General features: G+C 47.0%; 18 protein-coding genes. 11 read left to right on the top strand and 7 right to left on the bottom strand.

The window, feature by feature from the left end:
* Positions 1 to 29: 29 nt before the first annotated feature.
* Positions 30 to 4,724, top strand: coding sequence for an Ig-like domain-containing protein (locus ACLWNV_RS02825; RefSeq protein WP_413586398.1), 4,695 nt, complete (start codon positions 30 to 32; stop codon positions 4,722 to 4,724).
* On the opposite strand, the gene ACLWNV_RS02820 is transcribed toward ACLWNV_RS02825, so the two are convergent.
* From ACLWNV_RS02820 to ACLWNV_RS02805, 4 genes are all read right to left on the bottom strand, one after another.
* Complete coding sequence (locus tag ACLWNV_RS02820) at positions 4,721 to 6,067, bottom strand: alkaline phosphatase D family protein (RefSeq protein ID WP_413586397.1); 1,347 nt, start codon at positions 6,065 to 6,067, stop codon at positions 4,721 to 4,723. The two genes, ACLWNV_RS02825 and ACLWNV_RS02820, sit on opposite strands and share 4 nt — an antisense overlap.
* A 119-nt stretch (positions 6,068 to 6,186) precedes the next feature.
* Entirely contained in the window at positions 6,187 to 6,963 is a 777-nt protein-coding gene (locus tag ACLWNV_RS02815) for a substrate-binding periplasmic protein (protein ID WP_413586396.1), read from the bottom strand.
* 78 nt (positions 6,964 to 7,041) lie between these two features.
* A complete protein-coding gene (locus ACLWNV_RS02810) occupies positions 7,042 to 7,542 on the bottom strand; it encodes a hypothetical protein (protein WP_413586395.1) in 501 nt (166 codons plus the stop codon).
* Between the two features lie 97 nt (positions 7,543 to 7,639).
* Positions 7,640 to 8,143: a hypothetical protein gene (locus ACLWNV_RS02805; RefSeq protein WP_413586394.1), complete on the bottom strand. Its 504-nt coding sequence runs from the start codon at positions 8,141 to 8,143 to the stop codon at positions 7,640 to 7,642.
* Between the two features lie 244 nt (positions 8,144 to 8,387).
* On the opposite strand from ACLWNV_RS02805, the gene ACLWNV_RS02800 reads away from it, so the two are divergent.
* The 10 genes from ACLWNV_RS02800 to rfaE2 all read left to right on the top strand — a co-directional run bounded on the left by ACLWNV_RS02800 (position 8,388) and on the right by rfaE2 (position 19,148).
* Positions 8,388 to 9,284: a hypothetical protein gene (locus ACLWNV_RS02800; protein WP_413586393.1), complete on the top strand. Its 897-nt coding sequence runs from the start codon at positions 8,388 to 8,390 to the stop codon at positions 9,282 to 9,284.
* Positions 9,239 to 10,156 carry a pseudouridine synthase gene (locus ACLWNV_RS02795; RefSeq protein ID WP_413586392.1) on the top strand — a complete coding sequence of 306 codons (918 nt, stop codon included), beginning with the start codon at positions 9,239 to 9,241 and terminating at the stop codon, positions 10,154 to 10,156. Before ACLWNV_RS02800 ends, ACLWNV_RS02795 begins: the two co-directional genes overlap by 46 nt.
* 3 nt (positions 10,157 to 10,159) lie before the next feature.
* Complete coding sequence (locus ACLWNV_RS02790; protein WP_413586391.1) at positions 10,160 to 11,041, top strand: EamA family transporter; 882 nt, start codon at positions 10,160 to 10,162, stop codon at positions 11,039 to 11,041.
* Positions 11,042 to 11,142: 101 nt separating this feature from the next.
* Positions 11,143 to 15,027: a tail fiber domain-containing protein gene (locus tag ACLWNV_RS02785; RefSeq protein WP_413586390.1), complete on the top strand. Its 3,885-nt coding sequence runs from the start codon at positions 11,143 to 11,145 to the stop codon at positions 15,025 to 15,027.
* 149 nt (positions 15,028 to 15,176) lie between these two features.
* A complete protein-coding gene (locus ACLWNV_RS02780) occupies positions 15,177 to 15,449 on the top strand; it encodes a hypothetical protein (protein ID WP_413586389.1) in 273 nt (90 codons plus the stop codon).
* Between the two features lie 90 nt (positions 15,450 to 15,539).
* Positions 15,540 to 16,166: a hypothetical protein gene (locus tag ACLWNV_RS02775; protein ID WP_413586388.1), complete on the top strand. Its 627-nt coding sequence runs from the start codon at positions 15,540 to 15,542 to the stop codon at positions 16,164 to 16,166.
* The gene (locus ACLWNV_RS02770; protein WP_413586387.1) at positions 16,123 to 17,067 is read left to right on the top strand and encodes a 50S ribosomal protein L11 methyltransferase; all 945 of its coding nucleotides are present in this window, start codon (positions 16,123 to 16,125) and stop codon (positions 17,065 to 17,067) included. The genes ACLWNV_RS02775 and ACLWNV_RS02770 overlap by 44 nt, the downstream gene beginning before the upstream one ends.
* Before the next feature lie 11 nt (positions 17,068 to 17,078).
* The gene (locus ACLWNV_RS02765; protein WP_413586386.1) at positions 17,079 to 17,840 is read left to right on the top strand and encodes an RsmE family RNA methyltransferase; all 762 of its coding nucleotides are present in this window, start codon (positions 17,079 to 17,081) and stop codon (positions 17,838 to 17,840) included.
* Positions 17,841 to 17,850: 10 nt separating this feature from the next.
* A complete protein-coding gene (locus tag ACLWNV_RS02760) occupies positions 17,851 to 18,660 on the top strand; it encodes an RDD family protein (RefSeq protein WP_413586385.1) in 810 nt (269 codons plus the stop codon).
* An 8-nt stretch (positions 18,661 to 18,668) separates the two neighbouring features.
* Positions 18,669 to 19,148 (top strand): D-glycero-beta-D-manno-heptose 1-phosphate adenylyltransferase, encoded by a 480-nt coding sequence (gene rfaE2, locus ACLWNV_RS02755; protein WP_413586384.1) that lies wholly within the window; start codon positions 18,669 to 18,671, stop codon positions 19,146 to 19,148.
* On the opposite strand, the gene ACLWNV_RS02750 is transcribed toward rfaE2, so the two are convergent.
* The 3 genes from ACLWNV_RS02750 to ACLWNV_RS02740 form a co-directional block, all read right to left on the bottom strand.
* Complete coding sequence (locus ACLWNV_RS02750) at positions 19,131 to 19,865, bottom strand: hypothetical protein (protein WP_413586383.1); 735 nt, start codon at positions 19,863 to 19,865, stop codon at positions 19,131 to 19,133. The genes rfaE2 and ACLWNV_RS02750 overlap by 18 nt on opposite strands.
* A gap of 41 nt (positions 19,866 to 19,906) precedes the next feature.
* Positions 19,907 to 20,974, bottom strand: coding sequence for a hypothetical protein (locus ACLWNV_RS02745; RefSeq protein ID WP_413586382.1), 1,068 nt, complete (start codon positions 20,972 to 20,974; stop codon positions 19,907 to 19,909).
* A gap of 133 nt (positions 20,975 to 21,107) precedes the next feature.
* On the bottom strand, positions 21,108 to 21,482 hold the full coding sequence (locus tag ACLWNV_RS02740; protein WP_413586381.1) for a YkgJ family cysteine cluster protein: 375 nt from the start codon (positions 21,480 to 21,482) through the stop codon (positions 21,108 to 21,110).
* Position 21,483: the final 1 nt, after the last annotated feature.

The raw sequence follows: 21,483 nt of genomic DNA, 5'->3' as shown, positions 1-21,483 counted from the left end.
CACCCAGTTTTCTCCGACAAGTACTCATAATGAGTCGATTACTGTGCGTATCTGGATGTTTTAGAAAGCTCACTCAAGCTCTTGCAATCATTGCAGGAACCGGGATTCTTTCGGCCTGTTCCATGAACGCAAAAATCTTTGATGGATTAGGTTCCAAGACTCCACCGACCCTTACCTTCAGTTCTTTGGTAACAGGTGCAAGTAACGTTTCTACGTGGAATGTTCAGCTATCATCTTCTGAACCTCTATCGCAATTAAGCTCTTCAGATCTTGTTGTAACCAACGGCTCAATCACGGCGTTCAATCAAGTTGATGCCACACACTGGGATATCCAGATCACGCCGACTGCCGAAGGTCCAGTGAATGTTGCGCTGCCTGCAAGTTTCACTACTGGTCAGTCCACTTCTTTAAATAACGAAGCTTCAAACACCTTGTCTTATATTAGTGATGTTACTGCCCCACAAGCTACCATCAGTTATTTGGGTGCAAATCCAACTAACGTAAGTCCTTTACAAATTGATCTGGTGTTTGATGAAAATGTTGAAGCTCCAACAGCGGCTGATTTTCAAGTCACTAACGGAACTGTCGACAACATCACAGGCAGTGGTCAGGTTTATTCAGCTGAAATTACGCCGTCTTCCAATTTAACTACAGTAGGTGTTCAATACCGCGCGAATCAAACAACAGACTTGGCTGGAAATAATAATACAGTTTCAAACAGCTTATCTATTTCCTTTAACTCGAACCGCCCACTGCCAACATTAAGTACTGTGGCCGGCACACATACTAATGTCGCAGCAATCACTGTAGACGTTAGTTTCTCTGCAGCGGTAACGGGCTTCGACGTCTCGGATCTGACATTAACAAACGCAACGGTAAGCGGCTTCACAGGCAGTGGCGACACTTACAGTTTTACCCTGACCGCAACAGCGCCTGGTGACTTCAGCGTTCGCGTGAATAATAACGCTGCCGTGGATGCAAGCTCCAATCAGTCTTCGACATCAAATCTTTTAACCGTTCGTTATGATGCTACGGCACCGACGATCACTCTTTCAAAAACAGAATCAAGTCCAACGACGCTTTCGGCGATCACTATCACAGTTACTGCCAGCGAGTCAGTCGCGGGCTTGGCCCTTACCGACTTTACTACCACGAATCTGACTTTAAGTTCATTAACCGGCAGTGGATCTTCATATACATTTACAGCAACTGCGAATGCTGAAGGCAGTGCTTCGATTCAATTGCCCGCGGGTGTGGTGGCCGACTCTGCCGCCAACGACAATACGGCTTCAAATACCTTAACCTGGTATTACGACACAGCGGCACCTTCGATCACGATTGCCTCTGTACAAGCGCCATCGACCAACACGTCTCCTATCGCCATCACTTTCGAAACAAATGAAGCTGTGACAGGATTTACCTCGGCAGATGTTTCTGTCACGAACGGCACACTGAGTAACTTTGCAAATGTCGACAGTACTCACTGGACAGCTGATGTAACTCCAACAGCTGACGGCACTGTTACTGTTTCTGTAGCAGCAAGCAGTTTTCAGGATGGCGCCGGGAAAAACAATACTTCAGGTTCTTTGAATATCAGTTACGATGGAACACGCCCGACAGTAACCTTGACGGGATTATCCGCGTACTCGACTACATCTCCGCAAACTGTGACTGCAACATTCAGTGAATCCGTCACGGGCTTCACAGATGCTGATCTGACCCTGGTTAATGCCACAGCTTCGGTTTCTGGCAGCGGAGCCACGTACACCATTTCTGTAACTCCAACCACAGAGGGCGCATTCAGCGTAACTGTTGCAGCTTCTGCTGCGAGTGACAGCTTCAGCAACACTTCCACGGCCTCGAACACTCACTCCAGTATCTATGATTTGACGCCGCCAACATCCACGATCACCAGCGACGTGGGTATCGCAGCTTTCGAATCCCCAATTCCTCTTACAATTCGTTTTAGCGAATCAGTAACAGGTTTAACCTCTGCAGATTTCAACGTAACTGGCGGAACCCTTGGAGCACCGATTGGTGTCGGCAGTCTGTACTATCTGTCATTCACGCCTTCGGGCCCGGGTGCAAAATCAGTTTCCTTAAAAGCCGGTGCAGTCGCGGACAGTGCAGGCTGGGCAAACGTGGACACTCCATCCAGTTCTGTCTTTTACTATGACACGACAATCACAAATTTAAGCATTGCTGAAACTGAGCGGATTATCGATGAAGACGATGGTGCCGCGAAACAATTCACCATCAATTCCACGGTATCAAAACCCTATGATATTCATTTAACTTATTCAGTGACTGGCGATGCCACGGCCGGCGTGGATCACTCGCTGACAGCTTCAGGAACAGTGACTTTGGCTGCGAACACCACCTCTGTAGCCGTTCCATTTACGGTTTCTCCCAATGCAAGTCTGAACAGCAAGTATTTCCAGATCAATTTCAGCTTCGCCGACACCCCAGTTGCAAGATTCACGAAGAACTATCAAAGCCGTGTAACAATTAATGATGTCGACAATGCATCTCCGGATACTATTTTGCAAATGGCCGGGAAAAAGAAAATCCGCTGCGCTATTTATACTGGTGGTGTTCTGAAATGCTGGGGTATCAATACCGGCGGAATGCTCGGCACCGGAACCTCTGACGCCGGCTCAACCACCCCAGCAGTCATTAATGCAGGAACCGCTTATTCGCAGGTCGCACCTGGAGAATGGCATACCTGCGCAATCACAACCGGTGGCGACCTTCAATGTTGGGGAAATCGCTCCAGCTATAGAATTGGCGATAACAATCCATCAGGTAGCGCAACAACTCCGGTAACTATCGGAACAGGATACACTGCTGTTGGCATAGGTGTGAATACAACCTGTGCAGTTAAGTCCGGACAGGTTTATTGCTGGGGGCAGAACATAACCTCCGCTGGAGGCAGTTGGACAACGCCAACGTTAGTTAACCCAGGTGGTGCAAATCCGTTTGTGTCTGTTGATGTCGGATATAATTTCGTCTGTGCTAAGAATAACATTAATGAGCTTTACTGCTTCGGCGGAAACTCCATGGGCCAACTAGGCAACGGCTCGACCAGCACAACGGCAATAGATCCACCGGTCGCGACCCCTTCTGCGACCGACGTCGCAAAGTTTTCGATCAACTGGAATAACTTCGGTACCTCACACTCCTGTGCTCTAAGCACTACTGGTACAGTTTCTTGCTGGGGCGGAAATACCTATGGTTATTTGGGTGACAATACCACCGTCAGTAAATCCTCGCCAACAGCTGTGTCTGGAGGAGCCACTTACACCGATCTAAGTGTAGGCGCGAGCAATGTGTGCGCAATTGTGGACAATGGAGCCGTAAACTGCTGGGGTTCGAACTCCAGCAATTCAGCAAATATCTCATTTGGATGGTTGCTTGGTATTGGAAATAGCCTGCTGACAACAACAGCTTTAGTACCAACAATCATCTCAGACACTGCAACCTACTCACAAATATCCAGTGGCGAAACAACCTGTGGCATTACCACTGATGGTCGCATTAAGTGCTGGGGTGAGGTTGACTACCTTGGATTAGGTGATGACTCTGGGATCTCTCGCTGGTCACCTGCGGAGGCTGATACGGGTCAAAAATACAAGTCTGTCTCCATGGGTGGTTTCGGTTGTGGGATCACCACGTCCGATCAGCTGAAATGCTGGGGAAAAAATGTGGATGATACTGGTGTTTATTGGTCCATAGGGGACGACACCAAACTTTATCGTCCAAGTGCAGTGATGCTGGATCGCGGGCAAACGTACTCCAAGGTAGCTGTAGGACAAAACCATGCCTGTGCAATCACTACCGATCAAACTTTAAAATGCTGGGGCATGAATAACTATGGCCAAATTGGAAGCGGTCTTTCGGGGCCAACATACGACAAAGTAACGCCATTCATTGTTGATGGAAATAACAAATATATAGATATCGCTGCCGGCAATCTTCACACTTGTGGCATCACGTCGAACAACGATTTGAAATGTTGGGGTTCGAGTGGATTCGGCCAGGTTGGATTGGGTTATGCTACACCAATAGTTGCTTCACCCACGGTTATCACCTCCGGAACAAAGTATACTTCGGTAAAAGCCGGCGCATCACATACCTGTGCTATCACGCAAAGCAACGATTTATATTGCTGGGGTTACAATAGTCGCGCCGAAATCGGAGATGGAACTAGTTCAATGCGAACTTCACCGGTAGCAGTTTCGGGCGGACTTAAATTCATTAGCGTGGCTGTATCTGCTTCAAATGCATCGGCCTCTTCATGTGGCCTCGCAACCGATCAGAAAATTTATTGTTGGGGAAGTAATTTCCATGGCACAAATGCCACCAATGCAGACCGAACCACTCCAACCGAAATTACTTTAAGTGCCGCATACAGTGATCTTGCCGGCAACGGTGTAACCATGTGCGCCAAACGAGTATCAAACAATTCGTGGTACTGTTGGGGTACTTCGGACAATGGCACACAAGGTACCGGTGGTAACGGAACCGGAAACAACTCCTGGTCTCCGACAATGGTTTACGGCGGAGAAAACTACTCGATGGTGGGCGTCGGTCGCAATGCCAGCTGTGCTATCGCCTCCGGTGGCACGCTGAAATGCTGGGGTACATCCACCAACTTCCCGGATCACAGTGTTTTTCACTCTTGGTACACGCCTATCGACGTGACCAAGTGGCTTCGTCCTTAAACTGAAATTTGCGTCGAGAAATTCACTTTGCTTTTTGCCGAGCAGCTATAAACGTTGCCTGAAAATCTGTCGCCCTGATAAATCGAATCAATCAATACATAGTTTTGATTCGTCGTACACATCATACGGCGGGCATGGTTGGAAATCTTATCAAGCCCCGGGAAGCACTTACTGTGCAAACCACTGGAAGTGATCTCATAAGTTTGATAGCCCACCATCGCAGGTTCAATTTTTGAAACCTCACTGAAATGCACATCGCCTGAAGCAAAGATCACTTTTTTGGAGATCTTGCGTAAAGCACTGGTAAAGCCGTTGAATTGCCCATTGTGCTTGGACATTGATTCCTTGTAAATCATATGAGGAAAAATCTGGCTGCCATTCATAACCCAAGTGATTCCATCAAAAGAGGAAATCATTTGCAGAGCCCACTCTTCCTGGTCTTTTCCCCAATGAGCATAACGATCCGGAGATTCCTTCGTTAAGCGCCAGCTGCGATCATCCATAAGCAGAAACTGATGTTGACCCGCACGAAGTACGGAAGCCACCCCAGGTCCTTGCGCATATCCCTCGCTATGACCTTCATTCTGGGCAAAGAAGGCCAGAAAGTTTCTTTGCGCCATTTGCACGTACTCTGCTGAAGAAGAATTGGCATCATCACCAGAGAAGTCATGATCGTCCCACGTTGCCAAAACCGGCACCAATCTTTTGGAATAGTAAATTTCCAAAATACGACGGGCATCAGTGAAACGAGTCCAGAGGCGGCGCGGGTCGCCTTTTTTATAGGGGCTTTCACCCTTGTCGCAGTAAACGGTATCACCGATGAAAAAAATCACATCGGGATTTTGCGAGATCATATTTTTCCAGATCTCGGGTTCATGGCGACCTTCATCCATACAGGAGGCAATCGCGTATCGCAAAGTCGGTTTTGCCAAATCCAAAGTTTTGAATTCACGACGTTCAATGATTTGATCAGCAGGTCCCAAAAGATCCAGGAAGAAAATCTCGCCCAGATATAAATTGGAAAAGAAAACTTTGGTAATCGCATAGGGACTGTAAGGCTGTGTAAGCACTTCGATTTTATCGGGCTGCCAGACAGTTCCCGTTTGATTTCGGGCGATGATATTAAATTTTAAATCTTTATGATGCTGAATTGAAAACTGAGTGCGTGTGGCATCAGTCGCGCCCTGAAGAATGGAGGGTGTATCCCGCATCACGTTGATAAAAAGCAAACCATCATTTGTGCGGTCATCCTGACCACCTGTCGCCAACGCTGGAACGCTCACTGTAGCGGCAATAGCCTGAGTCAGTCCCAACTTTAAAAAGTCACGACGAAGAAACTCCATCCCTAGATCCTCCAGAGTAAAACATCTAATTGTGCTTATATAAATTGGACCAAGGGTTTACCCAGAAGACAAGCTTTCACCGTCAGGGTACTGTCAGGAAGCGATTCAGATTTTGTTAACTAAGGGTTGATACTAGATATAGCCTTATTGAATTTTTTGATAACTGAATCTGGCACCCCTTTTGAACAAATCATGTATCTTAAGTGGGGACCTTTCAGATCATCAGCCTTAACGACAACAAATTCTGTCGGATGAATTTTTTGTTTTTTGGCTAATTCATAAAACTCGGACTCTGGCAAAAGAGTGTAATCAGCGCGTCCCGCCTGAATCATGTCAAAGACCTGCTTTAGTTCCGGATTTTCAACACTGATCACACTGGCTTTGTTATGTTCAATTTTTTCATCCAGTGTTTCCCCGAACGAAAACTTTGCCCGTCTGGCAACTTTCAATTCAGGATTTTTCAAAAGTGATTCAACAGATCGGGTATCAGGACTGATTGTACCTTTATAACCGACAATCACCCACGGGCCGTCATCGCAAATTGGCTCCGAAAACTTCATTAGCTCTTCTCGTTTTGAAGTTTTCAACCACGCGATCGAACACACCTCAGCGTCACCACTTTGAAATTCTGCCAACTGTCTGAAAAAAGGCGTCTCCATGGTATGAAAACTAATCTTGGCTTTCTTAAACGCCTTAATCACGTTGTCACCACACTTGCCGGACAGCTCTCCCCATTTTTTTTCCAAATAAGGTGGACGTTGACGATATCGGATAAGAACCGGCTTCTCCAGTTCCTGTGCTTGTGCTTGGGCTTGGGCTTGGGCTTGGGCTGGTAAACCCCATGCATTGATGGCAGCACCATTCAATATAAACAAAATCAACAATACCAATCGCATCAGGTATTTGTAAGCCGAATCAGAATGTGAAACACCTTACTAATTTGAAAAAAAAGATCTTTGCTTATCTGTGAAAATTTATCGGGAATGATCCAGCGAAAACGGCGACTTTTCCCAAAGGGTCCATCCTTTTTGGGTCATCCAGTGACTAAGAAAAATGAACAACGGCAAACTCAGAACCAATGTCATGAAAGTATCGGCCAGGGCCATTTGTAAATAGTCAGAAACGAATTTTTCGTGAGAAAACACTCCGCCCAAAGTTAAAACCGCCATCACAAGATAGCTGCCAATAAAGTTGGGAACGACGAAAACCATAATCCAAAAATAAAAAAGCGGCCCCACCCGATACAGTTTACGCCGGTACACCTTCAGGTATTTCCAAAACCACCAGCCAAGATAAACTTTCAGTCCCTCGGCCAGTGCTAAAAGGATAATCCCCAGAAAATCCAAATGACTGCCGAAATACGATCCCACCAAACTGGCGATGCAAGCACCCAGAACCACTCGCGGACCCCACCATAAGATAAGAACAGCACCCACCAGGTAAGGCAGGTAAAGAAGATAAAATCCTGTCTTCATTAAAACAAATGGCCCGGTAAACCGAGCCATTAGCAAAATACAAATCGGAGCAAACCAAGTCCACAAGGGAAGTTGGCGATTCAGCTCCTTTTCCATACTACAGACGTTTTAGGCGGGCGATTTCCATTTTCGCCTCGTTAAGGGCCGTTTGACAGGAAATCATTTGTGCCTCTTTTTCAGCCAAAAGCTTTTGCAGGTGATTCATGCGGACTTCGAAGCTTTTGATGATGTTGTTATGGCGATCGACCATTTCCTGAACTTTCAAATCCAGGCTTTTACGCTCGTTCACACGTTGGGACAACTGTGTGATTTTTTGACCAGCCTCAGTCGCCAAACCGTTGTGGCTTTGCTCCAAACGAGTCAGTTGCTGCTGGTTACGGTCAAACTTGATATTGGAGCTTTTGATAAGCTCGTTCACCGTGGAAACGATCTTGTTCATCTGATCGGCCAAGGCCTGATTCTGAGCCTTAAGTTCAAAGATCTGGCGGTCCGTGTTCAAATAGTTAGTTCCCGTAGAACCCATAGAGGAGGCTGTTTCCAGGCCGGAACTCTTGCTGATCTTCTTTTCACCAAATAATTCGGGATTTAATTCTTTGTGCATGCTTCCGACCCTCCTTGGGTACCGATGTGACGCTCTTAGAAACATCATATTTTTTCTGGACAGAAAATTCAAATGTTCATACGTTAGGCGCATGTTAAAAGTCGGCCAGCTGCTGAAGTTCGTTTCAGATCTAAATCCCCAAAATACGCCCACGCGTCTTTCATTTTACAATTTTCTTAGGGGATTTCCGCACCCTGACGACTCGTTAACGCCTGAATTGATCGAAATGTTCTTTAATTACTGCATGGATTACCCTCACTGGGCGTCCAATAAGCAACAATTGGGGCATGAAGTTCAGTTCCTGCTGGAAAACTTCAACCGCCTTTACCAGCAAAAATTCGACCTTTCCCCGATCCGTTTCCCGCAGAACATGCAGATCATTGAGATTGAACACTTCTCGGATCTAATTGACGCGGTGAGTTCACATGTTAAGTCTCAATGCGAGGAAGGGGACAAGTTTCGCATTCTTCCGGATCAGAACAAAAGAGTTGTCGCTATTGTCCTAAGAGCCGACAAATCTTTGGAAGTTCGTACTTTTGACCGAAAATTCACGATTCGCGGTGGTTCGTTGGAACCTTTGCGTAAGGATTTGGTGCTTTACTACAATCCAGAATTGGAATTGAGCTCTCATCACGATCACAAGATCGAGGTGGCTCCTTACATCACGGCTCAGTTCCGCGTGAACAAAGACAAAGTATCAGGTGTTCTATTGCGTGGTTATGTTTTCCAAAAACTGATGGAAATCAAAAACGAAGCCTTGCAGGATCAAACTCGCATCCTTTTCCCGATCAAGCGCCTGGAACAATTCTTCATTGATCGCCGTACAGATCCTTACTATCAGGATTTAATCAGCCAATTGGAAAGAACCTGCAATCTGGTTCAACAAGGTGATAATGAGGCCGCTAAATGGTCTTCGATCATCCTGGGTAAAGCCGATACCGCCCTTGAGAACGTGTTTTTAGGGGATAAATTACTCACTTTATTGGCTAGAGACCTCCGCCATGCCCTGATTGAGGCCAATCGCAAGAATAACTCCTCATCTGCCCTCAGCAGTGATATATTGATCACTCAACAATTACCTGAGGCTGATGAAGAATGTCTGAAGATAACACCTCTCAAAGAGTTAGACTTAATAAACTAATTGCCGACAGTGGTTTGGCTTCCCGCCGCCACGCCGACAAAATGATCGAAGAAGGCCTGGTCACCGTTAATGGTAAGCGCGTGTACGAGCTTGGCGTTAAAGTAGACCCTCAGCATGATAAAATCCTGGTTGATGGTAAAATTCTTCGTAAACCGCTTTCCCAAAAACTTTACCTTATCTTCAATAAGCCTGCGGGTGTTTTGACGACGATGGACGATCCAGAAGGTCGTCCAACCATCGCTGAATACCTTGGCGATGTTCCTTCACGCGTCTTCCCTGTGGGTCGTCTGGACTGGGACTCTGAAGGTATGATCCTTTTGACGAACGATGGTGATTACGCGAACAAAGTCGCGCATCCAAAAGAGGAAGTAACAAAAACTTACCTGGTTAAATTGGATGGCAAACCAGAACCTCGCCACTTGCAAAAATTAAAAGATGGCGTGTCCATCGTTGGTGGTAAAGTTTCTGCCCGTCACATTGAAAAGATCAAAAAATCCGGCGACAATAAATCTGAAAAGTACGAATGGTACAAAATCGTGATCACAGAGGGTAAAAACCGTCAGATCCGTCAGATGTTTGCTAAAATTGGTTTCGACGTTATGAGACTTCAACGTGTGGCTATCGGTCGCTTGCGTATGGGTGCGATGAAAGTTGGTGAGCTTATGTTCATCAATGACGTTGCGGCAAACCGTGTGTTCCTTGCGGATGATCCGGAAGATTTAAAAGTTAAAAAGAATTCTTACAAGGGCCGTGCTCCTGCAATGAAGAAAACTGCAGCTGAAAAAGAAAAAGCACGCGAAAAGAAAATGAGCGCCGGCAAAAAGAAATATGCTGGTGGTAAACTTATCGCTCCAAAAGGTCCAAAAAGATAATCTATGAATAAACTAAGCCCACGTCTCCGCGGAATTATCGAGATTTCCATTGGCAGCGTGGGTTTTGGTTTTTTGGGCGTCTTTGGTAAAGTCGCCTTTAATTCCGGCCTCAACGTCGGCGAGTTCCTGACCTACCGATTCACACTGGCAGCCATGTTACTTTGGATTTTCATGCTGCTGTTCAGACCACAATGGATTCGTCTTTCAGCAAAACAAATCACCATCGCTGCTTTACTGGGTATCTTTGGTTACGGTCTTTTCTCCACTTTATATTTCACGGCTATCGATGGGCTCAGTGTAACTCTGGCAGCTCTCTTACTTTACACTTATCCGTTTTGGGTGAACGTGTTTTCACACATGTTTACTCACGATAAAATATCCCGCACCGAAGCGCTTTGTTTGATTGTAGCCTCGGCCGGATTAGTGATGTTGTTGTGGGGGCATATCGAAGTTCGTAATGCCTGGGCCGTATTGGCCGGTCTGCTTTCAGGAATCAGCTATGCTATTTACGTTCTGGTTTCCGGGCGAGTGCAAAAAGATGTGCGCCCGATCACTTCCAGTCTTTACGTGATCACGTTCGGTGCAATTGCGCTCGCTTTGTTTCATCATCCGCACTTTGAAAACGTCCCCCACCTGACTTCCACTCAAGCTTCTGCGATTTTTGGAATCGCGATCATCAGTACTATCATTCCACTGACAATGGAGCTTGCAGCTTTGCAGAAATTGAAAAGCTCGGAAGTGGCTTTGCTGATGATGATTGAACCAATTACTGCGGTCATTCTGGGAGTGGTGATTTTCGATGAGTCTTTGACTTGGTTGCAGATCATTGGAGCCCTCGCTATAGCATCAGCTTTAACGATCAATACGAGACTAAAAGCCGTTTAAAACGCCCCACTTTATACCCGTTTCATTAAATCAAAGAAAATTCCACTCGCATTCGGGGTTTAAGGCTTCTGTCGTTCCCTTAGGGGTCCGATAAGAATCACATGAGATCTTGTACGTCCCTAATTCTCATTTTGATCGGCACTTTTGCTACTCCTGTATGGGGTAGTGTCGAGAATTTATCTTACCAAGGGCGTATTCTTAAAGCCGATGGTCAGCCTCTTGAATACAATAGCGTCAGCTTTATTTTTGAAATCACCAATCCCAGCGGCAACTGTATTATCTATCGCGAACAAAAAAATGGCGTGAACCTGGCAGGTACCGGTGGCGTGTTCGACGTGCCAATTGGTACCGGGACAAAACTTTTCCCACCATCGCCAACCGTGGGTTTGATGGACATTTTCAATAATGCATCGACGTTGGATTGCGGTGATGGCAGCAACAATATTTCAGGAACTTACACTCCTTCAGCCTCGCACGGTCGTTTGCTGTACGTGAAATTTCATGACGGTATTGGATGGAATACGATCACGCCTGAAACAGAAATTCGCTCGGTGCCCTATGCCGCTCACGCTAAAACTGCCTTATCAGCAAACTCTTTGAATGGAAAAACCGCGACCGAGTTCATCGAAAAGATCACCATTCCCACCTGTCCTGCGGATACTTTCCTGACTTTCTCCGCTGGCGCCTTTAGTTGCGCTGGTGTGACTGGGGCCGCAGGCGGAACTGTCACTAACGTCGCTTCCGGAAATTCTTATTTAACTATTATCAATGGCACCACGGCGCCAACTTTAACCGTGAACGTCGGGACTGCCGCAAATACGGTGGCCGCCGGTAATGACTCGCGTTTTGGAAATGCTTTAAGAGTTCAGGGCGTAACTGTTGATGCCACTGCCCCAACAACTGGACAGGTATTGAAGTTTGATGGGACGAATTGGGCCCCTGCCGCCGATACTTCAAATGCAGGGACTGTCACTTCTGTCGCAGGCACTGGGGGACAGATTACAGTAACCAATGGATCCACCACACCTTCCCTTGCACTTGCCAATGTCGGCACTGCCGGTACTTACTATAAAGTTACAACCGATGCCCAAGGTCGTGTGACTTCGGGAAGTGCTTCATTAGTTGCGACAGACATTCCTTCATTGGATTTTTCGAAAATTACTTCGGGTCTGCCGACGACATTGTTGGGTTACGGAATCTCAGATGCCGTTAGAAATCTTGGTGGTACTCCGGGATTTAAATCAGGAACCAACGCCACAAAAGGTGCTGCAGGAACTGTGGGGAATATTTATATCTCAACAGACACCAAAGAAATCTATCGCGATAATGGTACCACTTGGGATCTTGTAGGTTCTGCTTCTGGAGCTGGTGGCACGATCACTGGTGTGACGGCAGGAGCTGGACTTACCGGTGGTGGCACGTCAGGTACAGTATCTTTGGCAGTAAACGTTGGCAACGGCGCAAACCAAATCGTGCAACTGGATGCTGCTTCAAAACTTCCGGCTGTCGACGGTTCCGCTTTAACAAACTTAACGCCTGCGAATCTGTCAGCGGTAGTTCCGGTCTCTAAAGGGGGTACCGGTCAATCCACGACGACTGCGGGATTTAATGCATTAAGTCCGCTTACCAACAAGGGCGATCTTCTGACCCGAGATGGTTCAAACAACATCCGCCTGGGTGTTGGCAGCAACGGACAAATTCTTGCGGCAGACACTGCGGAAACAAGCGGTCTAAAGTGGATTACTCCAAATGCAGGAACTGTGACTACGGTTTCTGCGACGGCGCCACTATCCGTTGCGAATGGCTCCACGACTCCTGCTGTTTCTATATCCAATGGCTCGGCGACCGGCCAAACTTTGCGTTGGGGTGGAGCCGCGTGGAGTGCGACTAAGTTAACATATACAGACTTAATCAACTCCACGGCTGCAAGCCCATGGCCGTCAGTGACCTGTTCTGCAGGACAAGCGGTGATCTGGAGTTCTGCTTCTGATTCTTTCGTTTGCTCTACTATTACGGTCAGCGGTGCAAACTTCGCTTCACAATCTGCGGGAGTGGTTTTCGCTGGCCCCACTTCAGGAAGTGCAGCTCCGGCATTCCGCGCTTTGGCTTCAACAGATCTTCCATTAACAGGTACCAATGGTGTTTTCGTTAATGGGGGAAATAGTTTCGGCACAGGTGCCACCGTAGGAACTAACGACAACTTCAATTTTTCTTTGAAAGCGAATGGCGCATCAGCACTGACTGTGACCCCTGCTGGTAATGTGGGTGTTGGGGTAACTCCGAGCTATTTGTTTCACGTTGCAAAAAATCAGAATGCCATCACCGAAGGGCGAATTGAAAACATGATCGCGACCGGTAACACAAGTGCCGGGGCCAGATTGCAAATTGTTTCCAATGATTCCAGCGGGCAAATAGTCTCATATCCTTCGGATTATGCGACGGCTGCTTATGCAGATAGATTTATTATTGCAGCAAACTCAACTGCATCAAATGGCCTAACTCTTACTACCAATACAACAGCGCCAATTGATTTGATGGCAAACGGAGCAACGACTCCTGCATTGCGTGTCACTTCAACCAATCAAGTTGCAGTCGGAACAACTTCGATTACAGGCAGACTTAGCAATACTGCCGTGAACTACGGAGACTTAGGCAACGGCATGACATTTAACTCGTTTAACTGGTTGCAACCTGATGCAACCGGTTGGTCTGGTTCATTTGCCTCAGCGGGCGCTCAAGGACTCGTTGTTGCCACTGATGACACAACTGGTACCGTTTTCCAAGCTTCCTCAGGAGCCTACACAGTAGGGACCGCTCGCAGAGCTAATCCACTTTTTACAGTCAAAGGCACGGGCTTCATCGGCATCAACACGCCAACACCAGTTTCAGCTCTTGCAATTGTGGCAGATAATAAAAGCAGCGATACTTATGATGACTTGAACATCCACACTTATCACGCGACTTACACTCCTGGAGTAATTTTAACTCGCGGTCGCGGAACTGAAGCAACTCCCTCTCCACTATTGGATAATGACCTTTTAGGAAGCTACAATTTCCGTGGCTGGGCAAGTTCCAGTGCCGTCGGCTCAGGAGCAAGTATTCAAGGTGTTGCTGAAGGAAACTGGGCTGTGGGCAGTACACCAGCAAGCATGCGCTTTCTGACGAACTCTGGCACCGCGATTGGCGAAAGAATGCGCCTGACTGAAGGTGGTTTCTTAGGGATTAATACCACCAATCCCACTGAACGACTCGATGTGATGGGTGGTATTCGCGCTGATGGCGGAGCAAACATTAACATGAGAGCTTCCACGGCTTCGGTCTACGACTCCGGTGACCTTGTTTGGTGGAATAGCGACAATACAGAAAAAGCCCGCATTAATGCAGGTACCGGCGCTTCTGGTGCGATGTTTTTCTCAGTCGGCACTCCAACTTCAACCAAAATGACAATCTTAAACAGCGGGGACGTGGGTATTGGTACGGTTACTCCGACATACAGATTGCATGTGGTCGGCACTGCCGGACTTTCCACAGGTACTGCGTGGACAAATGCCTCTGATGCCCGACTGAAAGACATTCACGGAGATTATGAATACGGACTGAATGAAATTCTAAAACTTCACACCGTTCGCTATTCATACAAGAAAGACAATGCATTGGATTTACCTTCTGACTTTCAGAAAACCGGATTTATTGCCCAGGAAGTCCAAATGGTCATACCAGATGCAGTTACCAAACGCGCAGATGGATATCTTGAACTAAACGTCGATCCGATTCATTGGGCCGTGGTGAATGCAGTGAAAGATCTTTACCACACGTGGTTCAAAGACTCGCAAGGGATTCACACTAAAATCGAAAATCAATCCCGCGAAATCGCTTCGCTCAAAGAGGAAAATTCCCGATTGAAAGCGAATGAAAAATCGCAGGAGGACCGTCTGCGTCTGCTCGAACGTCGCCTGGAGAATCTGGAAAACCAGCAGGGAAAATAGCTCTGGGGAACAGCTCTTTCTGTGAAGCCCGTAATAATGCTGTCTCATTTTGAGAAATCTCAGTCATGTTTATTTCAATCCACCCGATAAAGCTTCATGATTTCCGCGCTTTGACCGATAAGTAAGAGAGATACACAAGGAGGACCCAAATGAAGAAACTGATGTTGCTGGCTGCTTTGACATTGCTTGCTTCAGGTTGTTCATTGGAAGCTTCCCTGGAAGATCTTAACGCCATCATCACTATGAAGGCGCCGTCGAAAGCCACGGGCTTGGTATCTGGCTCCACTCAGGACGGTAGCACCGTTTCTGGTTACAAGGTGCAAAGCTCCGTTGGTAACTACCTTTCACAAATCGAGCAGACGACAAATACAGGCAAATACAAAGTGTACTCCTCTGTCCAAGGTGCCATCGTCTCCCAATAGTTGGATTTAGGTCCAGCTCTTCCGCCCTCATTTAAGTTTCAAAATAAGACACCCGATAAGCATTAAAGAAAACCATGGAAGGGTTTATTTATGTTGCTAGCTTTTATTCTATCAAGCCTGCTTCACTCAACACCGGCACACGCGGGTCCCGCATCACTGACGATCGTGGATGTACGCCGCAATATCACTTTGGCAAATGATGAAGAGCCTTACAAAGACTTCTATATCGCAGCCGATGCCAGCTCCGGTTTAAAGAAAAATCTGGTGGTCACAGCAGTTCGCAAACTGAATGTTCGCGATGCCTCAGGTGCCAATGCCGTTGGTGAAATTTTAGTTCCGGTGGGACAGCTTAAAATCATCGCCGTTTACGACAAGGTTGCCGTTGCCCGCGAATTCACACTTTTATCCCGCGATGAACTGCCAATGCTGGAACAAATCGGCATCATGACTGGAGATCGCATTGAAACCCGCGGTTCTTTCATCGACAATTCCAAACCTAAAAAGAAAAAGGTCGCTGAAGCCGCTCCAGGTACGCCCGGGGTCACTATCGCCGTTCTAACACCAGCGGCCGCTCCAAATGCAGGTCCGGCTGCGAAGGATTTACAGGCTTCCCTAGCACCGACTGCCCCCGAAAAGGCCCTTGCTCAACCTGTGGTTAATACAGGGGAAAAGCTTGAAAAAGTGGCGGATTCTGGTAACAACTCAGGGAATGAGTGACAATAAATATTTCCGCGTTCGTTTAAGCCAGGTTCCAGCCGATCTTGAAGACATTATTACTACACATAGCTTTGGTTGTGGCGCCTCTGGTGTAACCGAAGCTTTGGTCTTTTCTCAACCCGATTTAACTTATGATCCCACTGTTGTGAACGTTTCAGCACACGAGTTGGATGTATTTTTCCCGACAAATCCTGATGCCGATTATTTCAAAGGTTTGACTGAATACAGCGCCTTGATCCGTTGGCAGATTTTTGAAGAAGAAAACAAAGACTGGCTTGAAGAGTGGAAAAAAGGATTCGTTCCTTTCCGTTTGATCGGTGACTTCTGGGTTGTGCCGTCCTGGTTGACTCCCCCACCTGAATGCAAACACCCGATCTTTATTGATCCAGGTATGGCGTTCGGTACGGGCACTCACGCAACGACGCAAATGATGGCGTTCTTTATCCACAAGCTGGCTGAAAAACACAAAGCGAATTTAGCTGACTGGGCATTGCTTGATGTCGGCACAGGCACTGCGATCCTTGCGATGCTTGCGCAAATGAGCGGCGTTGGTTTGGTGGCTGGTATCGAGATCGATCCTGAAGCCCGTCGCGTTGCCCGTGACAATGTGAAATTGAACAAGCTTCCGCAGATTGATATTCCGGAAACTCAGCTGGATGAAATCCGCGGGCCTTATGACGTTGTTGTGGCCAACATCATCGATGGCGTTTTGATCAATATTAAAAAAGATCTTTTGCGCGTGTTGAAACCAGGCGGTCACATTTTGCTGACGGGTATTCTGGAAGAGCGTGACAACCACTTCTTTGAAAAGTTCTTTGAAGGAACAAATCTTGAAGTTGTTCGTCGTCTGGAAAAAGACGAATGGGTTGGTTACTGGGCTAAGTCCACAGAAAACGCGTAAGGTACATTTCGATGAGACGCTATTGGATCGACAAAAAAGATCTTTTCGGAGATCAGGTTAATTTCTCTGGAGATGTATTTCATCACATCTTCGATGTTTGCCGTCAGGAAGAGGGTTCAAAATTTGAAGTCCTGACCGAAGACAGCAAAGCTTACTTTGTCGAAGTCACTCAAGTGTCCAAGAAAACCGCCGTCGCACGCATTATCGAAGAGCGCGACATTCCGCAGTTGAAAACTCCCCATGTGCATTTGGTCCTTTCCGTATCGCGATTTCCAGTGATGGATGCAGTGATGGAAAAAGCTGTGGAAATGGGAGTTAAAAGCATTCAGCCTTTCTTTTCTGAATTCAGTTTTGTTCGCTCTGGCGAAAAAATCTCTGAAAACAAAACCGAGCGCTGGGATAAAATCGTTAAGTCCGCGACCCAACAATCCGGCCGTGGGGACCTGATGAAAATCCAAGCACCAGTGAACTTTGATAAGCTGGCTGGGATCATTAACCAAAATGACTCTTCCGTGGGTCTATTTGCATATGAAGGCCCATCAACGCTAAGCATTAAAGACTATGTCAGCAAAGTAAAAGCGTCCCATCCCCAGGGTATCTCCAACATATGGATTATCGTGGGCAGCGAGGGTGGCTTTTCCCATTCCGAAGTTCAAAAATTCCAGGACCTAGGCCTTCATCCAGTCACCTTGGGACCCCAAGTTTTGCGAGTTGAAACGGCTTGCATGGCCTTGGTATCAGTCCTAAAGTATGACTTTGATCTGATGGTTTAAAGGAGAAGGAATGGATCCTTTCGAAGAGTTTGAGTTTAAGCCCCTCACGGATGGTCTAGGTTTCCATAAAAAGAAAGCAGCGGCTGCAAAAGCAGATGCCGATGTTGATTCTTTTTCTTCCAAACCATCTCCGACTCTTTTGAAAAACCAGGGTTTGGAGTTGATTGAAGAAGGTTCTGCGGATCCACTTCGTCCACCACTTCCTCGCAAAAAGTCCAGCTCCACTTCCCAAGTTCCTTCAGCTCCAGGTTACCTGACTGAAGTGGGCGGCGAAGCATCTCCAAGCACATCGACAGCTGCGGTTGATGAAATTCTTAAAACACTTCAAAAAAATCGTCGTTTGGAATTTGATGAGACGAAATCAAAAACCAAAATCACGGCTCAAACCAAAGAAGAGTTCAAAAGCACATACTTCAGTTTCTCTGCCGGCTTGCTGGATGGAATGCTGGTTGTGGCGGCAAGCCTTCTGTGCTTGATCCTGCTGGTCTCTATCGCGCGCATTGATCTTGTGGCAAACTTGACGAATCCGGATGAAAACTACTTGGTTTACTTCTCGACATTCGGAATTTTCGCTGGCGTTGCTTTCATCTACCTGACTGTGAACCGTATCTTTACGGGCGCTACTCCAGGTGAGTGGGCTTTTGATCAACGTGTAGGTCAGCCAGCCGATCTTAACTCTGGTTTGTTTTACCTTAAAGTTGCAGCTCGCAGCCTTTTGGTAATCGTAACGGGCTTCTTTGTTCTTCCGGTTCTTTCTGCTCTTTTCAATAAAGACTTTGCCGGCCGGATCACAGGTGCTCGTCTTCTTAAGAAAGTATAGGTTTCGATATGGGCCAAGTTCGCAAATTTGATGATATCTCTGAAGCCTTGGCTCCGCTTCGCTCTGCTGGCAAAAAAATCGTTTTCACAAATGGTTGTTTCGATCTTCTGCACGTCGGCCACGTTCGTTACCTGCAGGAAGCACAAGCTTTGGGTGATGTCCTGGTCGTCGGTGTAAATTCGGATGCCAGTGTAAAACGCCTTAAAGGTCCAACTCGTCCCGTACAAATTGAAAATGACCGTGCCGAGATTCTAGCCGCTTTGGGCTGTGTGAATTTCTCCGTGATCTTTACTGAAGACACTCCTGAAAATCTGATCAAGAAAGTTAAGCCTGATATCCTGGTTAAGGGTGGCGACTGGAAAATCGATCAGATCGTGGGTGGAGCTTTTGTTGCGAGCTACGGTGGTCAAGTGATGTCTTTGCAGTTCATCGATGGCAAATCCACGACGAAACTGATTGAAAAAGCTCAATTAGAATCTAAATCCTAATTTCCCGCTGTAAACTGAATCTGCGTAGCGATCCACTTCCAAAGCGATGAACGCCTTGGAGATTTCAACGTTCACGCCAAAGAATGTGTGATCATCAATAATACTGCGCGACTCTGTTTGGCCTGAAGCTGTAATACCCGCCGGACCGCCGATGAAAGTGCCTTGCGCGCGAACACGGCCTCCGCCAAAGTACAGCGCCACGTTTTCCATGTTCACAGTTCCAATCAAATCCCAACCGACAGTCGAAATATTGATTAAGTTTTGAAAGTTCGCGCCACCAGCATAAACCATGGTCGAAAAAGTGATTGGGAAAAATGAAGCTTCATAAAAACCCCAACGAACCTGACCCCCGAAGTTCTGCATTTCCTCAGTTTGAATCGCTGGTGAAAAATAAACGAACGCATCGATGTTATAGTAAAGTCCTTTACCCAAACTTAGAGTGTAAAAGGACATCTCCCCTTTATCCTGAGTTCCGGAACCCAAGGTCGACAAATCCCCGATCGGAATAAATTGGGAGGAAACTCCAACTTCAACGCCGGAATATCCACCCAGTGGATACGGGTCGCCTAAAATTTTTGATGATGAGCCAAAGCCCAGGATTTCCAGAGTGCGATTCTGATCATTAGGATCCAAACTGCGTGGCAGCTGAGTGATGGCGTAAGTCTGCACAGTAAGAAATGCTATGATTAAAAAAAGAAAGCGACGACCCAGTTTCATTGGCACTATTGTCGTCGCAAATACCTTAAGCTGTCCAGCTCTTAAAGAGCTGCTACGCCTGATTGAATTTGACTCAAAGCAGAGTTAGCAATCCCTGCGATCTCGGAATTTTGGCTGCTTGCTGCCAGTTCTGTGAAAATTTTTGTAAATTGAGTGTAATTACCAAGAGCATTTACGAAAGCGTCACCGCGGTAACGATTGCCCTGGCTGGTGGAAGTGCCTTCTTTAGCAGAGTTATAGCCTTTAACCACGATTTCCGCTGCCAATTTAACGACTTCAACATTGCTGCTTTTCAGTGAAGAGGCCAAAGCCCCCAAGCGACCTGCATTAGCATAGCCCAACATGTAAGCCATCGCTTTGGTTTGCATATCACTTCCAAAAGTATCGTAACTTGAAGCCACCACGTTAAACGCCGGCGCTGTATAGAACGAGCTTGCTGCTGAAAGACCCAGGCTTTGAGTTTCCGCGTTGCTGTTTTGCAAAAGCTCTTTCACGATTCCATAGAACTCACCATCAGTCAGTTCCGCATCCATGTAGGCAACAACCATTTTATTGACGTTCTCTTTTGTTGGCTGTCCCAACACCAAAGAGCGCCATTGATCTGCAGTCATGGATTTCTTGTCTTTGTCGGTTTTTGATTTATCGGCAGCGCCTGGGCCACCATCTTGAGCAAGCTGCCCGCCTGCTCCTGTGCCCGAGCCTGTCGTCAGATCATCAGAGCCAGCTCTAAAGCCCGCATCTGCCTGAACGACGTTAACTGTTGTTTCAGGTTTTTTATCAGCGTCAGCTTTTTTATCTTCGGCTTTTTTAGCAGCTGTTTTAGCGGCAGCAGCTGCGGCCTGTTTGGTTTTATCTTCAGTGTTCGGAGTGCTCGTTTTTTCTTCTGATTTCTTATTGCCGAATGGGTTTACGTAATTACGGGAAACCTCGCGACCACCCAAATCGAATAGTGCTGCCAGAACAGATTTAGGACGAATCATCTCGAAGCTGATATCGCCGTTCTGAATGGCTTTTTGAACAGGGGCTTTAAACAAATTGCCCACGCCACCCACAAGGACTGCCGCTACCACAAGGATCGCAATTTCTAGTTTATTGTCTTTAAGTTTCATAAAAGACTCCTGTTCCTACTGGTTACAGGAGCATCCCTTATGCCACATTAGCTTCAATTGGTTGGAGCTGGGGCCTCTCAGAATGAGACAGTGCCGCCTTTGCGCACCTCTCTGTCCAAAAAAGTGCCAGATCTTACTTGGGACCTACGGGGCAAAACCCTGGGCGTGGCCCAATGCTGGGGAATTCACGGCAGGTATCCGGCCGCTTTTCATAGACAGTGCATAGGCGAGTAATGGGATGAAGAAAATGACAATCTCCGTTGGGACGACTTGCCAGCATAAAGAACTCCGTCCCGCTTCGATACGAGATGATGATCTTTTCTTTGATCAGGCGTTTTGAGAGCTTTTTTACTCCACTGGCAGCCTCGTCCTCGTCCGTCACTCCCAGGCGAATCAGATCCGCCAGTTTGACTTCGACAGGCATTGTACAGCAATGGCCATGGCAGCCATTGCACATTCCTTGTTTATACGATTTCCAGGTGGATGGTCGGTCTTTATCAGTTCTCATG

Origin of the sequence: Bdellovibrio sp. HCB274 (assembly GCF_047306075.1) — a bacterium.
In the GTDB taxonomy this organism is placed as follows: domain Bacteria; phylum Bdellovibrionota; class Bdellovibrionia; order Bdellovibrionales; family Bdellovibrionaceae; genus Bdellovibrio.
This window is presented reverse-complemented; position numbering and strand designations above follow the sequence as displayed.

What these genes read in the sequence shown, in the direction of transcription:
- ACLWNV_RS02810 (WP_413586395.1), bottom strand. Translation starts at nt 7,542, where the DNA reads ATGAAGACAGGATTTTATCTTCTTTACCTGCCTTACCTGGTGGGTGCT.
- ACLWNV_RS02740 (WP_413586381.1), bottom strand. Translation starts at nt 21,482, where the DNA reads ATGAGAACTGATAAAGACCGACCATCCACCTGGAAATCGTATAAACAA.
- ACLWNV_RS02820 (WP_413586397.1), bottom strand. Translation starts at nt 6,067, where the DNA reads ATGGAGTTTCTTCGTCGTGACTTTTTAAAGTTGGGACTGACTCAGGCT.
- ACLWNV_RS02760 (WP_413586385.1), top strand. Translation starts at nt 17,851, where the DNA reads ATGGATCCTTTCGAAGAGTTTGAGTTTAAGCCCCTCACGGATGGTCTA.
- ACLWNV_RS02815 (WP_413586396.1), bottom strand. Translation starts at nt 6,963, where the DNA reads ATGCGATTGGTATTGTTGATTTTGTTTATATTGAATGGTGCTGCCATC.
- ACLWNV_RS02805 (WP_413586394.1), bottom strand. Translation starts at nt 8,143, where the DNA reads ATGCACAAAGAATTAAATCCCGAATTATTTGGTGAAAAGAAGATCAGC.
- ACLWNV_RS02800 (WP_413586393.1), top strand. Translation starts at nt 8,388, where the DNA reads ATGGATTACCCTCACTGGGCGTCCAATAAGCAACAATTGGGGCATGAA.
- ACLWNV_RS02785 (WP_413586390.1), top strand. Translation starts at nt 11,143, where the DNA reads ATGAGATCTTGTACGTCCCTAATTCTCATTTTGATCGGCACTTTTGCT.
- ACLWNV_RS02765 (WP_413586386.1), top strand. Translation starts at nt 17,079, where the DNA reads ATGAGACGCTATTGGATCGACAAAAAAGATCTTTTCGGAGATCAGGTT.
- rfaE2 (WP_413586384.1), top strand. Translation starts at nt 18,669, where the DNA reads ATGGGCCAAGTTCGCAAATTTGATGATATCTCTGAAGCCTTGGCTCCG.
- ACLWNV_RS02825 (WP_413586398.1), top strand. Translation starts at nt 30, where the DNA reads ATGAGTCGATTACTGTGCGTATCTGGATGTTTTAGAAAGCTCACTCAA.
- ACLWNV_RS02795 (WP_413586392.1), top strand. Translation starts at nt 9,239, where the DNA reads ATGTCTGAAGATAACACCTCTCAAAGAGTTAGACTTAATAAACTAATT.
- ACLWNV_RS02745 (WP_413586382.1), bottom strand. Translation starts at nt 20,974, where the DNA reads ATGAAACTTAAAGACAATAAACTAGAAATTGCGATCCTTGTGGTAGCG.
- ACLWNV_RS02750 (WP_413586383.1), bottom strand. Translation starts at nt 19,865, where the DNA reads ATGAAACTGGGTCGTCGCTTTCTTTTTTTAATCATAGCATTTCTTACT.
- ACLWNV_RS02780 (WP_413586389.1), top strand. Translation starts at nt 15,177, where the DNA reads ATGAAGAAACTGATGTTGCTGGCTGCTTTGACATTGCTTGCTTCAGGT.
- ACLWNV_RS02790 (WP_413586391.1), top strand. Translation starts at nt 10,160, where the DNA reads ATGAATAAACTAAGCCCACGTCTCCGCGGAATTATCGAGATTTCCATT.
- ACLWNV_RS02775 (WP_413586388.1), top strand. Translation starts at nt 15,540, where the DNA reads ATGTTGCTAGCTTTTATTCTATCAAGCCTGCTTCACTCAACACCGGCA.